This is a genomic window from Streptomyces sp. NPDC049915, from assembly GCF_040656475.1.
Classification (GTDB): Bacteria; Actinomycetota; Actinomycetes; order Streptomycetales; family Streptomycetaceae; genus Streptomyces.
In genome coordinates, this window is sequence record NZ_JBFAMH010000057.1 from 1 (window position 1) to 11,780 (window position 11,780).

The 11,780-nt window shown below is 65.7% G+C and carries 12 protein-coding genes and 3 pseudogenes; 8 read left to right on the plus strand and 7 right to left on the minus strand.

The window, feature by feature from the left end; translation table 11 throughout:
• Window positions 1-315: 315 nt before the first annotated feature.
• Window positions 316-1,305: a DUF4238 domain-containing protein gene (locus AB0J12_RS39020; protein ID WP_363269563.1), complete on the plus strand. Its 990-nt coding sequence runs from the start codon at window positions 316-318 to the stop codon at window positions 1,303-1,305.
• Window positions 1,306-1,341: 36 nt separating this feature from the next.
• Here AB0J12_RS39020 and AB0J12_RS39025 read toward each other — a convergent pair whose 3' ends face one another.
• Window positions 1,342-2,286: a hypothetical protein gene (locus AB0J12_RS39025; protein WP_363269565.1), complete on the minus strand. Its 945-nt coding sequence runs from the start codon at window positions 2,284-2,286 to the stop codon at window positions 1,342-1,344.
• Window positions 2,287-2,491: 205 nt separating this feature from the next.
• Window positions 2,492-3,259 carry a transposase gene (locus AB0J12_RS39030; protein ID WP_363269566.1) on the minus strand — a complete coding sequence of 256 codons (768 nt, stop codon included), beginning with the start codon at window positions 3,257-3,259 and terminating at the stop codon, window positions 2,492-2,494.
• A 572-nt stretch (window positions 3,260-3,831) separates the two neighbouring features.
• On the opposite strand from AB0J12_RS39030, the gene AB0J12_RS39035 reads away from it, so the two are divergent.
• Window positions 3,832-5,079 (plus strand): hypothetical protein, encoded by a 1,248-nt coding sequence (locus tag AB0J12_RS39035; RefSeq protein WP_363269567.1) that lies wholly within the window; start codon window positions 3,832-3,834, stop codon window positions 5,077-5,079.
• A gap of 101 nt (window positions 5,080-5,180) precedes the next feature.
• On the opposite strand, the gene AB0J12_RS39040 is transcribed toward AB0J12_RS39035, so the two are convergent.
• The gene (locus AB0J12_RS39040; RefSeq protein ID WP_363269568.1) at window positions 5,181-5,762 is read right to left on the minus strand and encodes a hypothetical protein; all 582 of its coding nucleotides are present in this window, start codon (window positions 5,760-5,762) and stop codon (window positions 5,181-5,183) included.
• Window positions 5,763-6,076: 314 nt separating this feature from the next.
• Here AB0J12_RS39040 and AB0J12_RS39045 point away from each other — a divergent pair.
• Window positions 6,077-6,337: pseudogene (locus AB0J12_RS39045) on the plus strand (replication initiator); the annotation flags it as partial.
• Here the strand turns inward: AB0J12_RS39045 and AB0J12_RS39050 are convergent.
• Both AB0J12_RS39050 and AB0J12_RS39055 read right to left on the minus strand, forming a co-directional pair.
• Entirely contained in the window at window positions 6,303-7,211 is a 909-nt protein-coding gene (locus AB0J12_RS39050) for an RICIN domain-containing protein (protein ID WP_363269569.1), read from the minus strand. The pseudogene AB0J12_RS39045 and the gene AB0J12_RS39050 sit on opposite strands and share 35 nt — an antisense overlap.
• Before the next feature lie 118 nt (window positions 7,212-7,329).
• Window positions 7,330-7,920, minus strand: a complete 591-nt coding sequence (locus AB0J12_RS39055; RefSeq protein WP_363269570.1) for a ricin-type beta-trefoil lectin domain protein — start codon at window positions 7,918-7,920, stop codon at window positions 7,330-7,332.
• Window positions 7,921-8,095: 175 nt separating this feature from the next.
• Here AB0J12_RS39055 and AB0J12_RS39060 point away from each other — a divergent pair, with 175 nt between their 5' ends.
• From AB0J12_RS39060 to AB0J12_RS39075, 4 genes and pseudogenes are all read left to right on the plus strand, one after another.
• On the plus strand, window positions 8,096-9,016 hold the full coding sequence (locus tag AB0J12_RS39060) for a winged helix-turn-helix domain-containing protein (protein WP_363269571.1): 921 nt from the start codon (window positions 8,096-8,098) through the stop codon (window positions 9,014-9,016).
• Window positions 9,017-9,059: 43 nt separating this feature from the next.
• A pseudogene (locus tag AB0J12_RS39065) lies at window positions 9,060-9,368 on the plus strand (transposase); the annotation flags it as partial.
• A pseudogene (locus AB0J12_RS39070) lies at window positions 9,365-9,634 on the plus strand (NUDIX hydrolase); the annotation flags it as partial. The pseudogenes AB0J12_RS39065 and AB0J12_RS39070, both read left to right, overlap by 4 nt.
• Window positions 9,592-10,212, plus strand: coding sequence for an RHS repeat-associated core domain-containing protein (locus AB0J12_RS39075; RefSeq protein ID WP_363269572.1), 621 nt, complete (start codon window positions 9,592-9,594; stop codon window positions 10,210-10,212). The pseudogene AB0J12_RS39070 and the gene AB0J12_RS39075, both read left to right, overlap by 43 nt.
• 423 nt (window positions 10,213-10,635) lie before the next feature.
• Here the strand turns inward: AB0J12_RS39075 and AB0J12_RS39080 are convergent, their stop codons facing one another.
• Window positions 10,636-10,962 carry a hypothetical protein gene (locus tag AB0J12_RS39080; protein WP_363269574.1) on the minus strand — a complete coding sequence of 109 codons (327 nt, stop codon included), beginning with the start codon at window positions 10,960-10,962 and terminating at the stop codon, window positions 10,636-10,638.
• 15 nt (window positions 10,963-10,977) lie between these two features.
• Window positions 10,978-11,133, minus strand: a complete 156-nt coding sequence (locus tag AB0J12_RS39085; RefSeq protein WP_363269575.1) for a transposase domain-containing protein — start codon at window positions 11,131-11,133, stop codon at window positions 10,978-10,980.
• 333 nt (window positions 11,134-11,466) lie between these two features.
• Here AB0J12_RS39085 and AB0J12_RS39090 point away from each other — a divergent pair.
• The coding region (locus AB0J12_RS39090; RefSeq protein ID WP_363269576.1) for a transposase at window positions 11,467-11,780 on the plus strand (314 nt) is incomplete at its 3' end.

Sequence of the window (11,780 nt, forward strand, 5' to 3'; positions counted from 1 at the left end):
CAGTCCGCCCCCTTGTGGATACCGCATGCCCCGGTGATACCGCACGACCGACGAGCCGTCAGCCCCTGCGACACCACGAGTTCAACCTCAGTAGTCCGGTGACACGCCCTGACGCCCGCCGGCACCGCTGCCTACGGCCTGCCCTCGGTCAGCTGGGCGACGGTGTTCTGCCGCCGAAGGTGATCCGATGCTGAGCGTGGATCAAGGACGAACCTGGCGTCGCGCGGTTGCCGACTACGGCTGTCGGGCGATCACGCGCTGAGGGCAGACGGAAAATGCGTCTCGCCTGTCGGACCTGGTTGCCACACTGGGCGGATGAACGAGGGATCATCCAATCCGTGGCTGGTGGCGGCGCAGCAGATCGATGCCCGGATCGAGGAACTCCGGCCCGAGGCCGATCGCCATGTGGTTGGTCAGCACGTGATCTCCAAAGTGCTACTCAAGCGCTTCGCCACTCCGTTCGGCAGTCATGGGCTCAAGCTCGTGCCCTTCAACCTTGACCACCCCGAGCGTTTGCATAAGATGGCGAGCCCGCGCGAGTGCGGCAAGGTCAAGTACTTCGCACGCTTCGCTTCCGCCTCCCTGGAACAGGTGTGGGGCAAGCTCGAGACACGGATACCCGACGCCGCGCGCGCGGTTGAACGGGGCGACGTCTTCCAGCATGAGCAGCATGTGCAGACCCTGAAGGACCTGATCGCCCTGCACCTGGTCCGCTCGCTGAACTACCGCAACGTCCATGAGCGCACCTTCGCCAAGGTCTACACCGAGCACCGCACCGCCCTGCTTACAGACAAGTCCGACCTTCTGCGCCTTGCGGTACTGCAACGCAGCGGACTTCACCTTTCCGGACCGCAGGGTTTGGCCGCGGCGGCAGACCACATCTTGAGCCCGCACCTGGAGAACTTCGAGAACGGTGCGGCCTTCCGGGCGCGGATCGAGGTCACCTTCGACAAGGCGAAGGAGATGATCAGCAGCGCAGGGTTGGAGATCCTGGTGCCCGCCGCCGGGGAGTTCCTCCTGGGTGACACCCCGGCCCTGGCCATTCAGCAGAGTGAAACCAGAACCACCTTTCACGTTGCGATTGGCGACTCCACCGCGATCGTGTTGCCTTTCGGCCCCAAGCATCTCTTGGTCGGCAGGACGCCCCGCAACGGTATAAGTATTGCCACCGAGGAGACGGTTGGCTTCCTCAACCGGCTTCAGATCGAGGCAGCGGAGCAGCGCGTCTACCTCCGACCCCGCAGCGGCCAGGAGGCCATCGTCCGCGGTTACCTCAAACAGGGCAGCCGGAGTGCCAGGAGATAGAAGTCCGCAAGCGGCTCCACTTCTTGCCGTGGGCTGTCACGGTTGGGGCGGGAGGCTCCTTGTCACTGCGGAAGTGCTGAGGAGCTGAACGAGGAGCACCGCGATGTGGACGGCGGCCCGGGCGGCTTCCAGGGTGATGGGTGCGCTGGTCTGTCCTCCGGGGTGTCGGTCGCGGTGCCCGTGCCAGAGAAGTTTCATGAGAGAGAGGATCGATTCGACCTTGGCGGGGACCGCATTGTTGTCGAGGATCACCATCGAGTAGGCCGTTCCGTTGCGATCCAGTTCACGGATGACGGAGCCGAGGGTCGCCCGGGGATCGGTGCCCGCGTACAGGGGAATCGCGACATCTTCCACTGCCCGCACCGCATCGACGTAAGCGCCACTTGCGTCTGGGTGCAGGGCGTACGCCTTGGTCCAGGAGCTGCGTAGATAGAAGCTGGCGTCGTCGCGGCCGGAGAATTCGGCCTGCTGCATGGACATGACCGCGGAGTCGGCGACGGTGGCGTCGACAACCCGCTCGAGGCCGGCGTGCGAGACGTCGTCGGCCTCGCGAACTTGGTAGGCGGAGGCGGCATCGCCGAGGAGCGCGTCCAGTGTCTTGACCGGATCCACGAACTTCGGGGGCTTAGAGAGTACGGCCGCCAAGGGAGAGGCTGCGTTCGGGTGCTTGACAAGGTACTCGTGACGGGCGACCTCGCCGACATCGAGGTAGAGCAGACAGTCGACGACATCAAGAAGCAGGCCGGCGGGCACCCTGGACAGATCACGTGCGCTCGACGGGAGACGGCCGTTGTCGAAGGCGTCGCTGTTCAACCTCAGCGCGGCTACGACGCGGTGGACAAGGGACTCCGTCACCACCGAATCCCGCACCCATGACCGCAGTCCCGGTTCCAGGTGCTCGGGAACTCCTTCATGGACTGTCCGGTCGACGGGAAGCCCGGCCTCGCGGTCGGAGAGCGGCTGCCAGGGTGTGGTCGTCATTCCTGGACCGTAGCGCCAGATACCGTCACCGCGCGGCTCGATTTCTCAGTCTGCGGCGACCCAGCTGGACCGCCTCACCGAACCTGCCGCAGCCGCCACGTAGTTCGCCGGGGGAGCACCCCGAAGACCCCAGGGCCTACACGCACACCAGTGCGATGCCGCAGCTCCTCAGCACCCCTAGAGGTTGTCCCGTATGGGGTGTGAGTCATCCGGTGAGGGCCATGTTGTGTAGTCGGGCGATCCCGAGCATGGCCTGGTGGACGCCGTTGCCCTTGAGCCGGCAGTCCCGCAGGATTTTCCAGTTCTTCAGTCGGGACAATGCGTGTTCCACCCGGGCTCGGGCCCTGCGGTGGACGGCGTGCTCCGCCTCCTGCTGCGGGCTGAGGTGAGTCTGACCGCGTTGTCTGCGGTGCGGGATGAGCAGGCCGGTTCCCTGGTAGCCGCCGTCGGCGATGGTCGGGGCTCCGCGGCAGGCCCGGTCGACGCCGGACTCGGTGAAGGCCCGGCAGTCGTTGCGGCTGCCGGGCAGCGGGATTCCGATCGCCACCACCAGGCGGCTGTTGGCGTCGATCACGACCTGGAGGTTGGTCGAGTACCGGTAGTTCTTGCTGGAGGCGGCCACGCTGCGGTCGCGGGTGGGCACCAGTGTCCCGTCGACGATGTAGACAGTGTCCTTGCGCGGTCGGCGGGCCGGCGAGATGGCCAGCAGCGGCGCGAGGTGATCGAGAATGCGGTCTGCCGCGGACTTCGAGACCCCGAACAACGGCGCCACCTGCCGCAGCGTGAGGTTCGTGCGCCAATACGTCGCCACCAGCAGCACCCGGTCCTCCAGCGGCAGCCGCCACGGACGGCCCCGCTGAACGTCCCCGCCACGGCGCCGTACCAGCGCCACCAGCCTGGCGAACTGCACCTCGGTCAGCCCGGAGAACGGCTCGATCCACTTCGGATCATCCGCTGAGATCACCCCACCCATGCCCACTCAACGCATCAACCCCCGCACCCGTTACGGGACAACCTCTAGGACACGTCGCCAATAGGCGGTGATGACGCAGGAGCACGACGGACCCCGTCCCCTGCCCCGTCGGTCACTCCACTGCGGGGATGAAGACCCAAACTCCCGGCGACAGACACACTGTAAAAGTAACGCAAAAACCGCTCGATATCCTCTCTCTGTGCGTTATGCCTTAAGTAACAACAAACCGAGGAGCGGCGATGCCGGCATGCTCGAAGAAGATGCTCCCACTCATCGCACTTCTTATGACAGCAGCGCTTCTCCTCTACCTTGCCATACGGCTGGTAGCGACAGCCGACGAGCCTCAAACCATCCGTGCGGAAGGCAAACAGATCGGGGAAGGCGTACGAGTCAGCGGCAGTCAGGTACCCCGCTCCATTACTGCACGGCAGGCCCGTGTGGTCCGCTCTTTTCACGGGCAATATATAACCTCTCTTTCGAGGCCTCTTGAGATTGGGCCTTCCGGACCGCTTGTGTCGCCGCTGACTGTAGTCATCCGACTTGACAACCGCCCAGCGCCGCATAGCGTCCTCTTGGTTGCCCACAACGCCACGCACACGGCTGAGGGGTGGCATCTGGTTCCAGCCGAACTTCTGGCAGACAGGCAACATGCGCGTCTTACCGTGACGCACCTGTCGTGGATCCAGGTACTCCAGCTCGATGCACAGGAAGCTGCACGCATCGTTCATGATGACTTTCTGGATGGATTGACAAACGGACTCACCAAGAGCGCACAGCCACCGCAGTGCTCGTACGACTCCGACTTCGAACGACTCGATGTGGCAGTGCGAGGTGCGGGTTCTGTTTATCACTGCCTTTCACACGAAAACGGTGAAGTCTATCTAAAGGTAACCAATCGGATGAGCTATCCCGTGGAGCTCAAGCTTTCTGGACTCACGCTGGCAACGCCGTACAGCGCAACGGGCCTGTCGCTCAGCGAACTGGCGCACCAGCATGGCCACGCGGTCTTAGATGCCGGCAGTCAAGTATCGCTGCGCATCGCGCCCATTAAAGCAGGGCAAAAGGCAACGCTTGACCTGGAGCTCTCCAAGTTCAGTCTCGGTCTGCACACCATCGATGTGATGGGCGATGCCCTCTTCACGCTGTTGGCGAAATTCCATATGGGTGCAGCACAAAAGAAGGTCGACTTGCTGAGCAAGGCACTGGAGGCAAAGAATTGCCTCGCTACGCTCGGTGATCTGAACCTGGGTCACATCCTGGCGAACTGCCTTACCGACGACGTTCTCAAGGAGTTCTTCGACTGGCGACACTTGGCGGTCGGCCCGGTAGTGGCATTTCTAGGACTCGTTGAGATGAGCCACGGCTTGGCGGCAGCCTACGGTGACAGCCAAGTAAACCGCACTCGTCTCCATCTGGAGATCAGCCCGAAGCCGGCCGAGCCGCCCGCTTGGCTGGAGCGTTACGTTGGCACTTGGGAGTCCATCCGGTTCTTCGCGACGGTCAACGGCGATGGTACTGGCTTCTTCACCTGGCTTGGCACGCACGGGGAAAGCTGGGCCGCACATTTCTCGGTCACTCAGTCCGAGGGGAGAGCAGTTGCGGCCGTCACCTCCAGTGACATCACCACGCCGAACGCAAGCTCGGCTTATGCCTTCGCTACCGGAAGCCAGTTCAGTATGGACCTTCAGCCCAACGGCATCCTGGCCTTCAATGCCATAAACGGCGACGGCGAGTTGCTGCTCTGCGGCAAGAGCGCTGATCCAACCTTGTGCGGTGGCGTCTTGCGTGACGGCATCACCTACTGGGACGGACGTTCCTAGGCGCTTCATGTGACCAGTGAATACGATGTCCATGTCATAGGGCAGGCACAAACGAAAGCTGTGCAGACCGCACGGAATGAGTTCTTACCTCTATTCAGACGTTACGCTACGCGCGGTCCAAGTACCTGGGCCGCTTTTCTGGCCAACTGCTGCAGGACAGCGTCATCCAAGCCGGCCGCGATGCCCTGAAACGTGATAAGTGCGTCCCCCTTGTGAATCACATAGATACCGCTACCCATATCGATGCCCTGCGTACCAGAACCGAACTCTCGGGTTACTTGATTGTGGTTGCGCCTGTAGGCCCTGTTCCACGCCGTGGTCGACTCGGGAGGATCGATAAGGCCGATAGCTACAAACCTTGGTAGGTTGCCTTCTTTCGGTATCTCGTAGGTGCAGAGAGATGGGTCTCGCTTGACAACAACACCTGGTGCGTGGACATCGAGCATGCGGTCAGTCGCCTTGATCGGCTTGTGCACGATCTTCTCGACCTCGGCTGCGGGCAGCTTGTCGCATACCTCGTCGTCGGCCGCATGGGTGGAATGACCGTTCGAATCTGAAGCCAGGGCTGTTGGCTGCGGCGAAACCTTACTCGGCACCGACCCCGCAGTGGCGTGAGTCCCTTGTTCGTCACCGGAAGGTGAGCCATAACCACCATCACAGGCAGACAGGAGAAGGGCTAGCATAACGGCTACCTCGCCAGCTGTCGCCAAGCGCAGTGATCGCATGAACTACTCCGCTTCTCGAAGAGGGGGAGTACATGTTCTACACCTAAAACGTGCATGACGTCATAGCATCGGAAAATATTGGAACGAATCACCTCGATGGCTACTGACCTTGAATGGGTGGTGTGGTCATCGTGGCTGGTGCCGGTGAGGCAGCGGTCGAGGACGTCGTGGGGGTACTGGAACTGGTGGAGGCATCTGTCCGTCCTACGACGCACCACCGTGGCCAACCATGCCTCGCCGCCTCGACGACCTGATCACGGCCGTCCGACGCGGCCCATGCCGGGCAGCTCTGGCGGCGCTTCTCTGTCTACCTGCGTCGTGAGATGGCCAAGCGGGCGGGCCTGTCACAGCGGCGATTCCGGGAGCACGCGCGCGTCTCCTTCGCCAAGGTCGCCGAGTACCAGAAGCGCGGAGCCGTCCACTTCGACGCGGTCATCCGCCTCGACGGCCCCAGCGGCGGAGACACCCCGCCCCCGCCATGGGCAACGGCCGAACTCCTCACCGACGCCATCGAGGCCGCTGCTGCGGCAGCTTCAGGAGAACGGAGTCCGCGGCTCGTACGCCCGGACGATCTACTCCAACGTGCGTGCCGCCCTCAGCGCGGCCGTGGACGATGGGCACCTTCCGCGGAATCCGTGCGCCGCCCGCTCGGTCCGTCCACCGACGGTGGACAACAAGCGCATCGTGCCCTGGACGCCGGAACGGGTCTTCGCCGTCCGGGCCGGCATGCCCGAGAGGTACCAAGCCATGGTCGACCTGGGCGGCGGCTGCGGCCTTCGGCAAGGCGAGATCCTGGGCGTGGCCGTCGACGCGATCGACTTCGAGTCGGACACCCTCCACGTGGTCCCGGACGAGTGCGTCCCACGCCGCAGCGGGTACGACCGGGGCGCCCGGCGTCGTGCTCGAGGCGCCGACCGCGGCGCACAGGCCGCTCGCCCGGTTCCGCATCTGGGCGAAGCTCGTGTCCGGGTTCCGGTCGAAGTACCAGGTCTGCTCCGCCCCCTTGTCGCAGCCGTACTGGATCAGCTGGACGCCGGCGTTTGGCGAACTCGCCGGATCGGCCAGGCACTTGCCGCTGTTCTTGTTCACGATCTCGTAGCCGCCGCCGGAGTTCGGCATGGGGTAGAGGCCCCAGTACTGCTCGGCGCCGCCGTAACAGGACCACTGGATGATCCCGGCCCCGCCCGCCGTGCTCCCGGCGCCGACCGACAGGCAGTGCTGGCTGTTGTAGTTCCAGAGCTCCACGATCTCCCCGTCCCTGAGCGAGGGGGACGCGATCGCGGTCGGCGCCGATGCCGAGGCCGGCGTCATCCCCGCCGCGAACGCGATCGCGGCGGCGAGCCCCACGGCCCCCACGCTGAGCTTCCTCCGGGTACGTGCCGCTGCGTTCATGCGTGTTCCCTCCATGTCGAGACGTGCTGTTCACCGGGCACCGGCACCGGCACCGGGCACCGGCACCGGCACCGGCACCGGGCACCGGCACCGGGCACCGGCACCGGCACCGGCGCCGACGGCGCCGGAGGCGTCACGCGGTCCGGATGTCCCACCACTGCTGGGACTGGAAGTTCTTGCCCCACAGCTGGGCCTGGGCGCCGTTGCCGCGGACGTTGGTGTCGCGGTCCAGCACGGTGTTGTTGCCGTTGTTGAAGCGGACGTTGTAGATGGCCAGGTCCCCGGAGGGGTGGTACCACTGCTGCTGGGTGGTGCCGTTGCACTGCCACAGCTGCACCCGGGTGCCGTTGGCGCCGCCGCCGTTGGTGTCGGCGTCCAGGCACATGCCCGGGAACCGCACGCTCCGCAGGCTGCCGTCGGTGGACAGCATCCACTCCTGCTGGGTGGTGCCGTTGCACCCCCACACCTGGACCTTGGTGCCGTTGCTGCCGGCGGTGGCGTCGGCGTCCAGGCACTGGCCCGGGGTCGCCTGGTACAGGCTGTAGATCCGGACGTAGATGCCTGCGGTGAGGGAGCCCGCCCGGGCGCCGGGCGCCTGGCCCTGCTCCCAGGCCACGGGGTGGGCGGTGGGCTCGGCGGCCTGGGCGGATGCTGCGCCTGAGGCACCGACGGTGAGGGCTGCCACGGCGGTTGCGACGGCGGCCAGCTTCTTGTGAACGATCACGGGTCCTGGTTTCCTTTCGGGGCCGGTTTGTGCGGTGAATCCAGGAAACGCCACGCCGATTGACCGGTCGAATGATTCGATTTCTTTCGAAGGGACTGGCGAAAGGGGAACGCGTGTGATCCGGATCCGCCTGGGCGCTCGGGGGCTGGGGGGCGTGAGGTTCGCGGTCTCACCGATGGGCTCGGCCAAGGACCTGCTCCGCCTCGTCGGCTTCAGCCCAGGCACCCTGACCCCGCCCTGGCGGGCCAGGACCACGGACGCGCTGACCCGGCACCGGCTCGGGCTGCTGGCCGTCGTCGGCCGGGGAGGCCCCCTCGGTTACGCCCCGGACTTCCTGCGGCCGGAACCCCCGGCCTTCCTGACCGACATCGACACCGCGCTTCACCAGATCGCGGCGACCCCGCAGGAACGGATCCGCTACGAGCTGGCCGAGGCGGTCAACGGCCACTCCTGGGACCCCGGTTCCGGCCACCCGGCGCCGCGGCAACTCCTGCAGGCCCTCGACCGGGGGGAGGACCACTTCGCGCGCCGACTCGCCGACGAGATGGCGCGGTTTTGGCACGCGGCACTGAAGCCCTCGTGGCCGGCCATCCGGGCCCGACTGGAAGCCGACGTCACCGCCCGGGCCTCCGAGATCGCCCAGTACGGGCTCGCCGAGGCCCTCAACCGGCTGGCCCCGAACCTGGAATGGCGCGACGGCGAACTTCTCGTCCACCTCCGCACGGACAGCATCCACCGGCTGACGCTGGACGCGGAAGCGATGATCCTCACGCCGAGCGTCTTCGTCGACTGGGCCCTCTTCTGCGCCGGGGAACCGCCCGGGACGCCGGCGTCGCGCACTCCGCTCATCGTCTATCCCGCCGCGCAGGTCGACTGTCTTCCGCCCGCCCAGGACCACCAGCTGATCGGGGCGATGCGGCGAAAGCTCCTGGCCGAGCTGAGCCAACCGCGTTCCACGACGGAGATCGCTCAGCGGCTCTACCTGAGTCCGGCCACCGTCTCCTACCACCTGCAGATCCTCCACCGGGCCGGGCTCGTCACCCGTGCCCGACGGTCCAGGCACGTGCTCTACCAGCGGCTCGGGGGAGCGGTGTAGGCGTACCAGCCGCGCCCCTCGCCCGGGAGGGGCGGGGGGCGGGCCGCAGCGCCTGTTTGCCGACTGCGGCTACGACTCCGACAAGTACCGACGGCTGCTGCGAGACCGTGGCGTCACGCCACACATCGCCAGACGCGGCACCGCTCACGGCTCCGGCCTGGGACGTACGAGGTGGGTCGTTGAGCGAACCTTCGCTTGGCACCACCAGTTCAAGCGCCTGCAGATCCGCCACGAACACCGCGCTGATCTGCACCAGGGGCTTGTGCAACTCGCGTGCTGCATCATCTGCCTGCGCCGCCTGCCCAAGGGACACCACAGCACCTTGCCCACCGAAGGAGAACCCCCTCAATGACCTCTGCCGAGCCATTCACCCGTATCAAGATCCGCGTCGCCGCAGCCCTTTTCAACGGCGAAGAGATCGCCCTCATCCACCGCACCAAGGACGGCAGGGACCAGTACACCCTGCCAGGTGGCAACGTCGAACCCGGCGAACCCATCCATCAGGCCCTCGCGCGCGAACTCGACGAAGAACTGGGCTTGGACCTCACAGATGCGAGCGATGTCCCGCATCTGACTTGTATCCAGGACGCCATGGTCACCCGGCCAGGGCCCACCCCACCTCGCAAACGCCACCTCGTCTTCCGCGTCCACGTCGACGACTCCACGTTGCGCCCACGGTTCTCGACTACGACGAGCACGGAAACCCCCACACCGGCCAAAACGCCACCCGCTACGGATGGCTCGGCGGCGAACAGCGCTCCAGCGAGACCCCAACCGGCCTCACCCTCATGGGCGTGCGCCTCTACAATCCTGCCACCGGACGATTCCTGTCCGTCGACCCGGTTCCCGGCAGCAGCGCCAACGCCTACGACTACTGCAACGACGACCCGATCAACCACTACGACCTCGACGGCAAGTGGTGGCATTGGCACCGTTACTATCGGAAGGTTCACCGACGGATCAGCAACTGGGGGAGACGTCACCGCTTTGTGCGTGTCACCTATTACGCCTTCCGGAGATGGGGCGGCCGCGTGTCGTGCAATCACTATGTCAGACAGTGCGCGTGGTGGGGCGGAGCCGGAGCTGGGCCGGTCATCGCGTATGGCTTCTGGTCTGGGCCAGTCGACTGGGGCTTGGCCGGGGTCACCGGCGGCTTCGGCTGCGTAGCCGGAATGGGCAGTTACCGATGGGGATGAAAAAGGCAGCACAAATGCGCTCACCAGATCGTAAACCCGACCGTGTCGGGTCCACCATTGCTGCCGTCGCCAGCGTGAGCAGCATCTACCTGGCTCACCTCGTGATGCCAAAGGTGTCACTCGGAATCCTGGTCATCCCCGGAATTCTCCTTGGGGCAGCCATCGCGATAGTGCTGCGCAAGCCGAAGAGAACCCGATAGGCGGACTGGTACAAGCGGCCCCGGCGGATCTCTCTTCTGCCTGGGGCCGCACACCGACCGCTGGGCCTGAGGCGGCGGTACGTGACCGGGCGTCCGTTTTCGCGCTTTCGCCGAAACGAGGGGAGGGGACGGACCCATAGCCGGCCCCTCCCCACAACACTCTGCACGGCGTCCAGCGCGGGCCGATGCGCGCCGCACCACACAACCGCCGTCCCGGTGCGCCCTACACGACGGTCAGGCGCACCAGAAGCGAACCGGCCGGTGCGGGGCGCGCTTCGAGGGCATGGCCCACGCAGACGGCCGCCAGCTGGCGCAGGGCGTCGGCGACGTCCTCGTGGTCCTCAGTAAGGAACTGCGCGGCGAAGTCCAGAGCGAGCAGCCGCAGCCCGCGCCACCATGCCCGGCGCGTGTCCGGAGTGGCGAGCGGTCCGGATACCTCTCTGAGCAGGGTCTCCATCACGTCCTCGCCGGGCCGGGACCGCGCTCGGCGTGACGAGGAGCGGTTCGCCCTGGCCAGGACCCGGCTGCCCGGTATGCCACTGGTCAGCACGCGCAGTACCTCCTCTTACGACTCCCGGGCGAACAGACACAGGGCCTGGACGAAGTAAACGACCAGCCGCGCCGGTAGGAGGCGGCGCCGTTGTTCGGATCGGTCGTGCTTGGCTATCGCCGCGTCGACCAGCTCCGCGGTGAACACCTTCGTCAGAATCCCGATCCGCACCCGCTGCCCTGCCCCCCGTCACAACCGGGGCAACGGCGTCCACGACCCAAAAGCAACTGCATTGGCCGGCGAAAGCTCCCTGCGGCCACCGACTTCGCCCCGTACGTGCCCGTCCTTCCGTGAGGAGGGAGTTCCCCTTGGTTCCCCTGCGTCTTCGTCGCCACCCAGGCGACCGCGAACGCGTGGTGGCACCTGACCGCCGTTGCCCGAGCCTTCCAGCGCCGCAGTGCAGCGCACCAGGACGTCGACGGTCCGGAGGCCTCACCTCTTACTGGCTCTAACAAAAGCGTTTGATCATGTGACTCTCGACTTGATCCGCTCGTTGATGCGGGCATGGGGAAGCGTCAGTCGCGGCCGTGGATCGTGTCGGACGAACTGTGGTCGCTGATCGAGCCGTTGCTGCCCGAGCCACCGCCGAAGCAGGTCGAGGGCAGGCCACGAGTACCCGACCGGCAGGCCTTGCGCGGCATCCTGTTCGTGCTGCACACCGGTATCCAGTGGGAGTATCTGCCCCAGGAGCTGGGCTTCGGCTCGGGGATGACCTGTTGGCGCCGCCTGGCGGCCTGGAACGAGGCCGGCGTCTGGGACCAGCTGCACCAGCTGCTGCTGAACAAGCTGCGCTCGAAGAACCAGCTGGACTGGTCGCG